The 13526-nt window shown below is 59.1% G+C and carries 13 protein-coding genes and 1 other annotated feature; of the genes, 9 read left to right on the top strand and 4 right to left on the bottom strand.

The annotated features are described in order from the left end of the window. Positions 1-39 precede the first annotated feature (39 nt). The 9 genes from A6764_RS15895 to leuS all read left to right on the top strand — a co-directional run bounded on the left by A6764_RS15895 (position 40) and on the right by leuS (position 7980). Positions 40-564: a YqeG family HAD IIIA-type phosphatase gene (locus A6764_RS15895; RefSeq protein ID WP_029097356.1), complete on the top strand. Its 525-nt coding sequence runs from the start codon at positions 40-42 to the stop codon at positions 562-564. Next, on the top strand, positions 561-1679 hold the full coding sequence (yqeH, locus tag A6764_RS15890) for a ribosome biogenesis GTPase YqeH (protein ID WP_029097355.1): 1119 nt from the start codon (positions 561-563) through the stop codon (positions 1677-1679). The genes A6764_RS15895 and yqeH overlap by 4 nt, the downstream gene beginning before the upstream one ends. A 76-nt stretch (positions 1680-1755) precedes the next feature. After that, positions 1756-2610, top strand: coding sequence for a shikimate dehydrogenase (locus A6764_RS15885; RefSeq protein WP_029097354.1), 855 nt, complete (start codon positions 1756-1758; stop codon positions 2608-2610). 29 nt (positions 2611-2639) lie between these two features. After that, positions 2640-2930, top strand: coding sequence for a ribosome assembly RNA-binding protein YhbY (gene yhbY / locus A6764_RS15880; protein ID WP_029097353.1), 291 nt, complete (start codon positions 2640-2642; stop codon positions 2928-2930). A gap of 3 nt (positions 2931-2933) precedes the next feature. Further along, a complete protein-coding gene (locus tag A6764_RS15875) occupies positions 2934-3530 on the top strand; it encodes a nicotinate-nucleotide adenylyltransferase (protein WP_065068178.1) in 597 nt (198 codons plus the stop codon). Beyond that, complete coding sequence (yqeK, locus tag A6764_RS15870) at positions 3514-4104, top strand: bis(5'-nucleosyl)-tetraphosphatase (symmetrical) YqeK (protein WP_083989926.1); 591 nt, start codon at positions 3514-3516, stop codon at positions 4102-4104. Before A6764_RS15875 ends, yqeK begins: the two co-directional genes overlap by 17 nt. Then, the gene (gene rsfS / locus A6764_RS15865; RefSeq protein ID WP_029097350.1) at positions 4104-4460 is read left to right on the top strand and encodes a ribosome silencing factor; all 357 of its coding nucleotides are present in this window, start codon (positions 4104-4106) and stop codon (positions 4458-4460) included. Before yqeK ends, rsfS begins: the two co-directional genes overlap by 1 nt. Before the next feature lie 5 nt (positions 4461-4465). Further along, a complete protein-coding gene (locus A6764_RS15860) occupies positions 4466-5209 on the top strand; it encodes a class I SAM-dependent DNA methyltransferase (RefSeq protein ID WP_029097349.1) in 744 nt (247 codons plus the stop codon). Positions 5210-5255: 46 nt separating this feature from the next. Next, positions 5256-5496, top strand: a binding site (T-box leader). A gap of 66 nt (positions 5497-5562) precedes the next feature. Further along, entirely contained in the window at positions 5563-7980 is a 2418-nt protein-coding gene (leuS, locus tag A6764_RS15855) for a leucine--tRNA ligase (RefSeq protein ID WP_029097348.1), read from the top strand. Between the two features lie 136 nt (positions 7981-8116). Here leuS and comER read toward each other — a convergent pair whose 3' ends face one another. From comER to asnB, 4 genes are all read right to left on the bottom strand, one after another. Further along, positions 8117-8950 carry a late competence protein ComER gene (gene comER / locus A6764_RS15850; RefSeq protein WP_065068179.1) on the bottom strand — a complete coding sequence of 278 codons (834 nt, stop codon included), beginning with the start codon at positions 8948-8950 and terminating at the stop codon, positions 8117-8119. 65 nt (positions 8951-9015) lie between these two features. Continuing rightward, positions 9016-9813 (bottom strand): helix-hairpin-helix domain-containing protein, encoded by a 798-nt coding sequence (locus tag A6764_RS15845; protein ID WP_044897613.1) that lies wholly within the window; start codon positions 9811-9813, stop codon positions 9016-9018. Positions 9814-10120: 307 nt separating this feature from the next. After that, positions 10121-10975 (bottom strand): AraC family transcriptional regulator, encoded by an 855-nt coding sequence (locus tag A6764_RS15840; RefSeq protein ID WP_029097345.1) that lies wholly within the window; start codon positions 10973-10975, stop codon positions 10121-10123. Positions 10976-11397: 422 nt separating this feature from the next. Beyond that, complete coding sequence (asnB, locus tag A6764_RS15835) at positions 11398-13323, bottom strand: asparagine synthase (glutamine-hydrolyzing) (protein ID WP_065068182.1); 1926 nt, start codon at positions 13321-13323, stop codon at positions 11398-11400. Between the last annotated feature and the right edge of the window lie 203 nt (positions 13324-13526).

Genomic DNA, 13526 nt, shown 5'->3' with positions numbered 1-13526 from the left:
GAAATCGCGGTTCTCGTCAGGCCGTGTTGGAGGTGCCCCGTGTTTCTGGAGAAGCTGATGCCGGACCAGTTTGTGGAGTCCATCCATCATATTGACATAGATCAACTGCGGAAAAGACACATACGCGCGGTCATTACCGACCTGGACAACACCCTGGTGGAGTGGGACAGGCCGCACGCCACCCCCGAGGTGGAAGCCTGGCTGAAACGGCTGAATGAGGCAGGCATCCAGGTGACGGTCGTGTCCAACAACAATCAGGACAGGGTGGACCGCTTCTGCGCCCCGTTGGGGGTCCGGTTCATCTGCGCGGCGCGCAAGCCGTCCCGCCGCGCCTTTTTGCAGGCGGTCCGGGACATGAACGTGACGATCGCGGAGACGGTTGTGATCGGCGACCAGTTGTTTACCGACGTGCTGGGAGGCAACCGGCTCGGTTTTCATACCATCCTAGTCGTCCCCGTTGCCGAGACGGACGGGTTTTGGACGCGGATCAACCGCCGGATGGAACGGGTGGCGTTATACTGGATGCGCAGGAAAGGAATGATTACGTGGAAGACAAAATCGTGAACGAACAAACGCCGGGGACGTGCGCAGGCTGCGGCGTGGCCATTCAGACGGAGGACCCGAAACGGCCGGGGTACGCGCCGGCGTCGGCCCTCGCCCGGGAAACCGTCATCTGCCAGCGCTGTTTCCGGATCAAGCACTACAATGAAGTGGCGCCGGTCAGCATGGAGGACGACGACTTCTTGCGGATTCTGCACGGCATCGGCGCGACCGACAGCCTCGTGGTGATGGTGGTCGACATCTTCGACTTCCAGGGGTCGTGGCTGAGGGGCTTGCCCCGTTTTGTCGGCAAGAACCCCATTTTGCTGGTCGGCAACAAGGTGGATCTGCTGCCCAAAAACATCAACCTGAACCGCGTCCGCAACTGGATGCAGCACGAGGCGAAAGAGCGCGGACTGCGCCCGGCGGACGTCATCCTGGTCAGCGCGCAAAAAGGCGTCAACATCGACGAGCTCCTGGCGCGGATCGGCGAGTTGCGGCGCGGGCGGGACGTCTACATCGTTGGGGTCACCAACGTCGGCAAGTCGACCTTGATCAACCGCATTCTGCACGACTACGGTTCGGCCGACTTGGAAATCACCACGTCACCGTTCCCCGGCACGACGCTGGACAAGATCGAAATTCCGCTGGAAGACGGACGCTCCATCTACGACACGCCCGGGATCATCAACCGCGACCAGATCGGCCACATGGTGTCGCCGCAGGACCTGCGCAGGATTACGCCCACGGCGCGGATCAACCCCAAGGTCTACCAGTTGAACGACAGACAGACGCTGTTTTTGGGAGGACTGGCCCGCATCGATTTTGTCCGCGGCCAGCACCAGCCGTTCGTCGTCTACGTGGCCAACAACCTGTACATTCACCGCACCAAGCTGGAGAATGCCGACGAGGTCATGGCCAAGCACCACGGGGAACTGCTTGCTCCGCCCACAGGAGCGGAGGCGGCCCAGGCGCTGCCCCCCTTTGTCAAGCATACGTTCAAGATCCCGCCTGCGGGCGCGACGGACATCGTCATTTCCGGATTGGGCTGGGTCAGCCTGCGGGGCAAGCACGAGGCGCACGTCGTCGTGCACGCGCCCAAGGGCGTCAGCGTCGGGATGAGAAAAGGCCTGATTTGAAGCGGCGGTGGTTTTTCGCCTGCCGCCTGCCCTGTCATATGCTACAGAAAGAGCAGCAGAGGGGAAGGAGATCCGCATGATCACGAGCAAAACACAGTTGGTTGGCCTGTTGGGCCATCCGGTTTCGCATTCGCAATCGCCGCTGATGCACAACGCCGCCTTTTCCGAAAAAGGGCTGAATTTTGCCTACGCCGCTTTTGATGTGGAACCGGAGCGCTTGGAGGAAGCGGTGGCCGGCATTCGCGCGCTGGGGATCAAAGGGGTCAACGTGACCATTCCCCACAAGGTGGCGATCATGCCGATGCTGGACGAGATCGATCCCCTGGCCCAGCGGATCGGCGCGGTGAACACCGTCGTCAACCGGGACGGCCGCCTGATCGGCTACAACACCGACGGCACGGGCTACGTCCGTTCCCTGGTGGAGGAGACGGGGATTGACTTGCGCGAGCAGGTTGTCACCATGATGGGGGCCGGGGGAGCGGCCCGCGCCGTCGCCTTCACCCTGGCCGAACAGGGCGTTCGCGAGATCCGGATCATCAACCGCTCGCGGGAACGAGCGGCGCTCCTGGCGGAACACGTGGGAACGATCGTGCCCACCTCGGTGATCGATCCGGCGGACGGAAAAGCGGCGATTGCCGACGCCACGCTGCTGATCAACACCACGTCGATCGGCATGCACCCGCAGGTGGACGAGATGCCGGTGCAGGCGGAATGGCTGCACCCCGGTCTGATCGTCAGCGATCTGATTTACAACCCGCTGGAGACCCGTCTGCTGAAAGAGGCGCGCGCGTGCGGTGCACGCGTCCATTCCGGCGTGGGCATGTTCGTTAACCAGGGAGCGCTCGCGTTTGAACTGTGGACGGGGCAGGCGGCGCCCGCCGAGACGATGCGGGACATTGTTTTGCAGCAGCTTACGAAGACTAGTTCATGACGATAGACGTCAGAGAAGGAGGCAAGCCGATGCTCACCGGCAAGCAGAAGCGTTTTTTGCGGGCGCAGGCCCATCATCTCACCCCGATTTTTCAGGTGGGAAAAGGCGGCGTCAACGACAACATGATTACGCAGATCAAAGAGGCGCTGGAAGCGCGGGAACTGATCAAGGTGTCCATCCTGCAGAACAATCTGGATGACAAACACGAGGTGGCGGAAGCCCTGGCGGCGGGAGCGGAGGCCGAACTGGTGCAGCTCATCGGCCATACCGTCGTGCTTTACAAGGAGTCCCGGGAAAACAAGACGATCGAGCTGCCGTAAGCCATGGAACAGCGGGAAAAGCAGATCGGCATCATGGGCGGCACGTTTGACCCGATTCACTGCGGCCATCTCCTCGCCGCGGAGCAGGCCCGGGAACAGATGGGGCTGGACGAAGTCTGGTTCATGCCGGCCCGGATCCCGCCGCACAAGACGAGATCGGGCATCACGCCGGCGGAACACCGGCTGCGCATGGTGGAACTGGCTGTCGCGGACCATCCGGCGTTTCGCGTGACCGACGTGGAACTGCGGCGGGAGGGGCCGTCCTACACCTACGACACGATGCGCCACTTGGTGTCCGCGTATCCGGACTGCCGCTTTTCGTTTATCGTCGGGGCCGACATGGTGGAGCTCCTGCCCAAGTGGTACCGTTTTGCCGAGCTGATCCGGCTGGTCCGGTTTATCGGGCTGGCGCGGCCGGGGACACGGCTGGACTGTCGGGCGCACGAAGCGTACGTCAGCTTCGTGGAGATGCCGGCCTGGGACATCTCGTCCTCGCTGATCCGGCAAAAAGCGGCCGCGGGCAGGAGCATCCGCTACCTGGTCCCGCCGGCCGTAGAGCGTTATATAAAGGAGCACGGGTTATATGAACGGAGCGATTGATCGGGAGGCGCTGCTCGCGAAGGTGCGCGCCCAAATGCATGACAAGCGGTACCGCCACATCCTGGGAGTGGCGGAGTCGGCGAGACGGCTGGCGGAGCGCTTCGGCGCCGATCCGGACAAGGCGGAGCTGGCCGGCTACCTGCACGACTACTGCAAGTGCTGGCCGGTGGAGCAAATGCGCGACATCCTCGTCCGCCACGACATGCCGCGCGAGCTTCTGGAGGGGGAAAAAGAGCTGTGGCACGCGTTTGCCGGTGCCATCGTCATCCAGACGGAGCTCGGCGTGACCGATCCGGAGATTCTGCAGGCCGTCCGCTACCACACGACCGGCCGTCCGGGGATGAGCCTGTTAGAAAAGGTGGTCTGTGTGGCAGACTATATAGAACCGAACCGGGATTTCCCCGGGGTGGAGATGATTCGCGCCCTGGCCGAGCAGGATCTGGACGAAGCGCTGGCGTGCGCGCTCGGGGGCACGATCCAGCATTTGATCGACAGGCGGAAAACGGTGTATCCGTTGACGCTCTTGGCATACAACGATCTCGTATCCCGCAGGGATGCACAAGGAGGAGTTTGATGGTTAAAACGGTGGAAGACCTGGCACGCCTGGTGGTAAAAGCTGCGGAAGAGAAAAAGGCGGAAAACCTGATCGTTCTGGACATCAGCAAACAGTCCGTGATCGCCGACTATTTCGTGATCTGCCACGGCAACAACGAGCGCCAGGTTCAGGCGATTGTCAACGAGATTCGCGATCAGGCGCACAAACACGGCTACAACGTCCGCGGCATCGAGGGGGCGGACGAGGGACGCTGGGTACTGGTTGACCTGGAAGACGTGGTCATTCACGTGTTCCACCGCGAAGAACGGGAGTTTTACAATCTGGAGCGGCTCTGGGGAGACGCGCCGGCGGTCTCCTTTGGAGAGCAGGGCTGACGGCGATGGCGTACGCGCATTTGGCGGCCGTCTACGATAGGCTGATGGCCGATTCTCCCTACGATCAATGGCTGGATTGGCTGGAGCGGGTCTGGGAAAAACGGGGAAAACCCCGGCAGGTGATCGACCTTGGCTGTGGAACGGGCAGCATAGCCATTCCGCTCGCCAAGCGCGGTTACCGGGTGACGGGGGTGGACCTCTCGGCGGAAATGCTGGCGGTGGCCTACGATAAAATGAAGCGGGAGCAGGTTCAGGTCACCTGGGTGGAGCAGGACATGCGGGAGCTGGATCTGCCCGCGGCCGACGCCGTCATTTCCCTGTGCGACTCGCTCAGCTATCTGACGGAAGAGGAAGACGTCAAGCGGACGTTTGCCCGTGTCTATCAGCATCTGAATCCCGGCGGCACGTTCTTGTTCGACGTTCACAGCCCCTACAAGATGCTCCACGTGTTTGGCAATCAGACGTTTACGCTGGTCGAAGACGAAGTTTCGTACATTTGGCAATGTTTCTGCGACCCGATTCGGCTGGAGGTGGAGCACCAGCTCACCTTTTTCCTGCGCCAGCCGGACGGGCTGTACCAGCGGGTGGAGGAGGAGCACTGGCAGCGGGCGTACCAGCCGGTTCAGATGATGCGCTGGCTGGCGGACGCGGGGTTTGACGAGGTGGAGATCACGGCCGATTTCACCGGCCTTCCGCCGCACGAAACCAGCGAACGGCTGTTTTTCGCCGCCCGTCGACCCGAGCGTTGACACGGTTGGTACGGATTGTCTATAATCGGAATACAACCGCAAACGTGAGAATGCGTTGAAGAGGAGTAGTACGAAAGGCAACCACGGCATCAGAGAGTTGACGGCAGGTGCGAGTCAACCCGTGACTTTCCGAACTCGCCTCGAAGCACTCCGCCCGAAGGCCGGCTGGTTCCGCCGGCTGCGTAAGGAGGAGCGTCTCGTCCGCGATAGGGACATCAAGCGGGTGAACGATTCGTTCGCCAATCAGGGTGGTACCGCGGGAGCGTCTGAATCCTCTCGTCCCTTTCGGCCGTGCGCCGGGGGCGGGAGGTTTTCTTATTATCGTTATCTTTTCACGATGGGAGTGCGTCACAATGGTTTACAATCATCACGAGATCGAAAAAAAGTGGCAGGAATACTGGGAGAAGAACAAAACGTTTAAAACCCTGGAAGACAAGAGCAAGAAGAAGTTTTACGCGCTCGACATGTTTCCGTATCCGTCCGGCGCGGGGCTGCACGTCGGCCATCCGGAGGGCTATACGGCTACCGACATCCTGGCCCGGATGAAGCGGATGCAGGGCTACAACGTGCTCCATCCGATGGGGTGGGACGCCTTTGGCCTGCCGGCCGAACAGTACGCGCTCGACACCGGAAACGATCCGGCGGAGTTTACGCAGCGCAACATCGACAACTTCCGCCGGCAGATCAAATCCCTGGGCTTTTCCTACGACTGGGATCGCGAGGTAAACACGACCGACCCCAACTATTACAAATGGACCCAGTGGATCTTTACGAAGCTCTACGAACACGGGCTGGCCTACATCGATGAAGTGCCGGTAAACTGGTGCCCCGCGTTGGGAACCGTGCTGGCCAACGAGGAAGTCATCGACGGGAAGAGCGAGCGCGGCGGCCACCCGGTGGAGCGCCGCCCGATGAAGCAGTGGGTGCTGAAAATCACGGCCTACGCCGACCGCCTGCTGGAAGACCTGGAAGAACTGGATTGGCCGGAGAGCATCAAGGAGATGCAGCGCAACTGGATCGGCCGCTCGGAAGGGGCGGAGGTCGTCTTCGGGATCGAGGGTCACGACGCGACCGTCACCGTCTTTACCACCCGCCCGGATACGCTGTTCGGCGCCACCTATGTGGTGCTCGCGCCGGAGCACAAGCTGGTGAAAACTATCACGACGCCGGAACAGCAGCAGGCGGTGGAGGCGTACCTGGAGCAGACCAAACGGAAGAGCGATCTGGAGCGCACCGACCTGGCCAAGGAAAAAACCGGGGTGTTTACCGGCGCGTACGCGATCAATCCGGTAAACGGGGAGCGGCTGCCGATCTGGATCGCCGACTACGTGCTGATCAGCTACGGCACGGGCTCCATCATGGCGGTGCCGGCGCACGATGAGCGCGACTACGAATTTGCCCAAAAGTACGGCCTGCCGATCAAGGAAGTGATCGTCGGCGGAGACGTGACCAAAGCGGCCTACACCGGCGACGGCGAGCACGTCAATTCCGGCTTCCTGAACGGGCTGAACAAGGAGCAGGCGATCAACAAGATGATCGAATGGCTGGAGGAAAACGGCAAGGGAGCGCGCAAAGTGTCCTACCGCCTGCGCGATTGGCTGTTCAGCCGTCAGCGCTACTGGGGTGAGCCGATTCCGATCATCCACCTGGAAGACGGAACGATGAAAGTGGTGCCGGAAGAGGAGCTCCCGGTCGTCCTACCGAAGACGAAGGAAATCAAGCCGTCCGGCACGGGCGAATCGCCGCTCGCCAACATCACGGAATGGGTCAACGTCGTCGACAAGGAAACGGGGCTGAAGGGACGCCGCGAGACCAACACGATGCCGCAATGGGCGGGAAGCTGCTGGTACTACCTGCGCTATATCGATCCGCACAACGACCAGCAGTTGGCCGACCCGGAAAAACTGAAGGAATGGCTGCCCGTTGACATCTACATCGGCGGGGCGGAACACGCCGTGCTCCACCTGCTCTACGCCCGCTTCTGGCACAAGTTCCTGTACGACATCGGCGTCGTGCCGACGAAAGAACCGTTCCAGAAGCTGTTCAACCAGGGCATGATCCTCGGCGAGAACAACGAAAAGATGAGCAAGTCCAAAGGAAACGTGGTCAATCCGGACGAGATCGTGCAGAGCCACGGCGCCGACACGCTCCGCCTGTACGAAATGTTCATGGGGCCGCTGGACGCCTCCATCGCCTGGTCCACCAAAGGGCTTGACGGGGCGCGACGTTTCCTCGACCGCGTATGGCGCCTGTTCGTCGACGACAACGGCCGCTTGAACGAAAAAATCAAGGAGAACTGCGAATCGGCCGCACTGGAGCGCGTGTACCATCAAACCGTGAAAAAGGTGACCGAAGACTACGAGGCGCTCCGCTTCAACACGGGCATTTCGCAGTTGATGATCTTCGTCAACGAAGCCTACCGGGCGGAAGTGCTGCCGAAGAAATACATGGAAGGCTTCGTCAAGCTGCTGTCGCCCATCTGCCCGCACATCGGTGAAGAGCTGTGGGAAAAACTGGGCCACACCGATACGATTGCGTACGAGCCGTGGCCGGAGTACGATGAATCCAAGCTGGTGGAAGACGAAGTGGAAATCGTGCTGCAGATCAACGGCAAAAACAGGGAAAAGCTGCGCATCCCGGCCGACGCGACCAAAGAGCAGATGGAAGAACTGGCCGTCAGCAACGAGACGATCAAGGAACTGACCAGCGGCAAAACGATCGTGAAAGTGATCGCCGTCCCCGGCAAACTGGTCAACATCGTGGTCAAGTAACAGGTACGCATCCATTCCTGCATGCTTCACAGCGGAAGCACGGAAGACAATAGGCAGCACGGAAGATACAGGAGGCAAACGCATCTACCAGAAGAGGCGCGTTCCGGCAGGGAACGCGCCTTTTTGGTTTGGTGCGTCAGTCAGGCGGCACCTCAAGATGGCGGGCCATGTACTCGCGATCTTCGGCAAATTTGGCGTGCGTCCGTTCAAACACCTGCTGGAACAGGCCGGGAACGGCTTCGCGCAGGGGGATCAGCCCTTCGCCAGTGATGCCGCCCGGCACGCACACCCGCTCCTGCAGGGCAGACAGCGTAAACATCTCCTGTTTCAGCAGGTCTGCCATTCCGATGAGCATCTGGGACGTCAGATAAGAGGCGGCTTCGGCGGAGATGCCGGTTTTCTCGACGGCGGCCTCGATCATCTGGCTCAGGATATAGCTGAGAAAGGCCGGGCCGCAGCTGCTGATGTCGGACGCGATGCGCAAAAACGGCTCCGCCACTTCCACCGGATGGCTGATCTGGGAGAAGAGGGTCAGAATTCGTTCCCGCGTGTCACTGTCGATTCTCGACCCGAATTCGAAGAGGCTGACGCCGCTGCCGGCGGCATTCGTAATGCTGGGCACCACTCTGGCTACGGCGCAGGGGACGAGCGTTTCCAACTGCTTCAGACTGACGGGGCTGGTGATCGTAAGCAGGGTGTGTTCCGGTGTGAGCGCCGGAAGCGTCTGTGCCAAGGCTTGCCTGTATTCGAACGGTTTGACGCACAGCAGCAGCATTCGGGCATCGCGGGCCACGTCGGCGTTGCTGGCCGCCACGGTCAGACCGGGGTGACGTTCGGCCAACCATTCCGCTTTGGCGGGGGTGCGATTGCTCGCGATGATCTGGCCGGGAGACAGGGCTTTGGCCGCGAGCAGGGCTTCGATCAGGATGCTGCCCATGCTGCCCGTGCCGATAAACCCGATCCTGTCCATGTCCATTCCTCCCTCGCTGGTTCTCTCCCCATTGTATGTGCACAGGAGACGGAACATGACCATCACTAGCGGACACGGACGAGGTCTTTTAGCCGTTGGTACAGCTTGTCGCCGATGCCGCTGATCCGTTTCAGCTCCTCCGGCGAACGGAACGCCCCGTTTTCCGTCCGGTAGGCCAGGATCGCCTTGGCCCGCGCTTCGCCGATTCCGGGCAGCGTCATCAATTCCTCCAGACCGGCGGTGTTCAGATTGACGGGTTGTGCGCCGCCGGCCTTCCCGCTGCCGGAAACGCCGGTGGAGCTTCCCGCAGCCAGGCTGCCGCCCGGACTGCCCGCTCCCACGCTTCCGGCGCCTGCCCCCGCGATTGCGGAAAGAGCCGCCGTCTGGCCGCAGGGAGAGGCAGGGCTGCCTTTGGCCGGCACCACGACGGCGCTGCCGTCCGTTAGCGGCTCGGCCAGATTGATCCGCTCCACGTCCGCATCCGGCGCGGCTCCCCCCGCCCGGGCAATGGCGTCGGCTACTCGCGCTCCGGCCTCAAACCGGTACAGGCCGGGCTGCTTTACCTTTCCTTTGACGTCCACGAACAGGGGCGGAGCTCCGGTATCGGGCGGCCGCCCAAGCTCTACCGCATCCTGCTGAAGGGAACGTTCGTCCCCAGCCGCGTCTGGTTCGCCGGAAGGACGCGTTTCCCCGGCAGAGGGAGACGGCTTGTCCTCCGCTGCGGCGGCCACTTCTCGCAGCGGCAGTTCCGCTGTGCTCCCGGCCTGCTGTTCTCCGTACAGCCAAACACTAATTCCCGCAAACAGGATCACTGCAGCGGCGATTGCGATGCGTCGGTATCGTTCCCACCATTCGTACAACATGAAAAAACCCCCCTTGCGTCTCGTCCGGCCATGCCGCGAGGGCTTCAACGGCTCTCTACCCGGATGCTACAAAAAGACAGCGGGGATGTGCAAATGATTCGGAAAGGGTGGAGCAATCATAAGTTGTAGCCTGCGCTTCCATCAATAAAAAACATGGCAGGGAGAACAAAAATAACGTTCTAGACTGCCACGTTTTATTGAACGATCGCTACCCGATAGCGGAATGATCTGACCTCTCATTCATGGGACGGTTCTCCGCTCCATCTGTAGCGGCAAGGGCCTCACGCACCACGGCTTTTCATAAGGTTCATACTTTTCTGACGACTGGAACCCATAACTCATTTTTATTCTCTTCGATAGGCAAATAGCATTCAATTGCGGGCAAGTCAGCAAGATCATAGGTTGATACGGGAAGCCACTCCGTATATAGACGTTTCCAGATGTCTTGAATACCATCCGGGGATCCAGGTGCTTCAAATACCGCCCAAGCAGCTTCCGGAACGTTCATTCTTATCATACCTTCCGGAGGAACTTGATCAGACACGATAGCTAATAGGTAGTCGAATTCTTCATTTTTTCCCCATTCTCCATTCGCACAAACCCCTAAAATACCTCGTAACTTGTGGGTAGCATTACGAATCTCCCACAGTTTCTCGAAGACGCCCTTCTCTCTTGCACCAGTCCATATTCCAGGCACTAGGCGAAAAGCATTTTCTGTGTTGACACGTTCCTTTACACCAACAATTGTAAATCCACTGAGTTCTTCAATCCTGTAGTTCATTTCCGCAACTCCTTTGATTGAGAATTGAAAGGTCATTCGTGGATAGGCTTTCAGTTTGGTTCCTACGTTACGTGCAGCAGTCGGCGTAGTGCCGTGTAGATTTTGAAACGCACGGGCAAAAGCCTCGGGTGAATCGTAGCCATACTTGAGCGCAACATCAATTACTTTTATATTGCTGCTTTGAAGTTCAAAAGCCGCTAACGTGAGACGCCGTCGTCGAATATATTCAGACAAAGAAACATCAGTCATAAAAGAGAACATGCGTTGAAAATGGTAGGCGGAGCAACACGCGACTTTGGCTACTTCAGCGTAAGCAATATCTTCGGTAAGATGATCTTCGATATAGCGAATTGCCTCATTCATTCTGGAGACCCAATCCATCCTCATAACCATCCTTTCGCCATTCAATATAAAGCAATCGAAATAACAAGGTCTTGCATTTCGTGCACAATATTGCAAGATAACAACGAATAGACGTACTTGTGCCATGTTCTTTCCAGCAGTTATAAAACCGAATCAAATGGAAAACGAAGACATATATCATATTCGTAACACAGTACCAAGCCTCCTTTTACGAGGGTTTTTCATACGTCTGGCTTGTGTTAGCAATGGAAGTTCATGATGATTTGTTTTCAGCAGCTGCTCCAAGATACTTTTTGAAAAATAAAAAACTTGCATCTAGGCAAGTTCATCAAATAAAGATATAGCCGTCTTCACGTTGCAAACAGGGGGAAAACGGGCTCATTGAAAAAGGCCCCGCCCGGAGTCGTTCCGGGCGAAGCCGTTGGGTTCGGGTACCGCTATTATCCGATGTGCTCCAGCGATTCCTTTTTGCGGCGGATTTCCACGCTGGGGCTGACATACGGCCCGAAGCTGTATTTCTGCTCGATAAAGATCTGATGCCACAGCATGAAGATCAAAATCGTCCAGATCTTGCGGCTGTAGTCGGCGTTGCCTTCGCGATGCTCATCCAGCATGTACAGGACGTACGCCTTGTTGATCAGATCGTCCACCTTGGATTCGAAGATGATCTCCTTTGCCCACTTGTAAAAGTGGTTTTTCAGCCAGTGGCGCGTCGGCACGGGGAAGCCCAGCTTTTTGCGCGTCTTGATTTCCGGCGGGAGAAAATCTTTCATCGCTTCCCGCAGCACGTGCTTGGTGGTGCCGTTGGCGATCTTGTACTTGGTCGGGATGGTGGCGGCAAATTCAAACACCTTGACGTCGATGAACGGAACGCGCAGTTCCAGCGAGTTGGCCATCGTCATCTTGTCCGCTTTCATCAGGATGTTGCCGCGCAGCCAGGTGTGAATGTCCAGGTACTGCATTTTGGTGACGTCGTCGTACTCGCTGGCCCGCTTGTAGATGTCTTCCGTAATCGTCCACGGGGAGCGGTACTCCTCGGAGCGGCGAATGTCTGCCATGACGACCCGTTCCTTCATCTCTTCGCTGAAGATCAGGGCGTTGCCGAAGAAGCGTTCTTCCACCGTCTTCGAACCGCGGATCAGGAAGTTTTTGCCCTTGACCTGATCCGGCAGCTTTTCCGCCAGGTAGCGGATGGAATGGCGCATCCAGCCGGGCATCCGGGAGAACATCCGCAGCGAGTGCGGTTCGCGGTAGATGTTGTAGCCGCCGAAAAATTCGTCGGCCCCTTCCCCGGAGAGCACCACGGTGACGTGTTCGCTGGCCATCTGCGCGACGAAATAGAGCAGGATGGCGGACGGGTCGGCCACCGGTTCGTCCTGGTGCCAGACGAGTCGGGGCAGTTCGTCCATGTAGCGCTGCGCGTTGACGACCAGCTCGTGGTGTTCGGTGCCGAGGTATTCGGCGGTACGGCGGGCGTAGTCCAGCTCGCTGTAGCCAGGGATGTCGGAGCCGACGGAAAACGTCTTCACCGGCTCAAACGTGCGCAGCATGGCGACGATGCTGCTGGAGTCGACGCCGCTGGACAGAAACGCGCCGCGCGGCACCTCGCTGACCCGGTGCTTGTCGACGGATTCGAGCAGGATGCTGCGCGTGCCTTCCACAAAGTAGGAAAACGGCTTGCTTTCGTCTGGTTTGAACTCGACGTCCCAGTAGCGCTGCAGCCGAATCCGGTCGTTCTCGATAACGAAGGAGTGGGCGGGCGGGATGCGGTAGATGCCCCGGTACATCGTCTCCGGATCGGGGACGTATTGGAACGTCAGGTAATGATAAAACGCGGTGTGGTTGACTTCCCGGCTGACTCCGGGCAGTTCCAGCAGGCTCTTGATCTCGCTGCCCACGGCGATCGCGTCGTCCGTCTCCACGTAGTAGAGCGGCTTGATGCCGAAGTGGTCGCGGGCGCCAAAGAGCCGCTTCTTGCGGGAATCCCAGATGGTGAAGCCAAACATGCCGCGCAGGTGTTTCGGTGCGTCCATTCCCACCTCTTCGTACAGGTGCAGAATGGTTTCGATATCGGAATCGGTATGGAAAACGTGTCCGCACCCCTTCAACCAGTGCTGCAGTTCCTTGTAGTTGTAGATTTCGCCGTTGCCGATAATCCAGATGTCACGCGTCTCGTTGAACAGCGGCTGGTGGCCGCCTTCCACGTCAATGATGCTCAAACGACGAAAGCCCAGGGCGATGTTGTCTTCCAGGTGAAAGCCGTCATCGTCTGGACCGCGGTGCAGGATGACACGCGTCATGGCGCCGATCGTCTCTTGGTCGACGGGCGCTTGCCGCTTGTTGTAGACTGATACGATTCCACACATATGAAATGACTCTTCCTCTCACTGATTGCTCTAGCTAACTCTATCACGGATTGACGGTCAACGCAATCGCTCCGAATGCCCAAGCTGTCTCCGCAGCAAAGAGAGGTCCCCTCGGGCACCTCATCGAAAACGGGCGTGTCGTGCACGCCGCCGGGTCTTTCGGACGGGGGGAGCAGAGCGGAAAGTGCCCCGCTTCGCTCACA

Origin of the sequence: Brevibacillus sp. WF146, assembly GCF_001673705.2 — a bacterium.
Classification (GTDB): Bacteria; Bacillota; Bacilli; order Brevibacillales; family Brevibacillaceae; genus Brevibacillus; species Brevibacillus thermoruber.
Note: the sequence above shows the minus strand (reverse complement) of the source record. Positions and strands in the feature narration are given on the sequence as shown.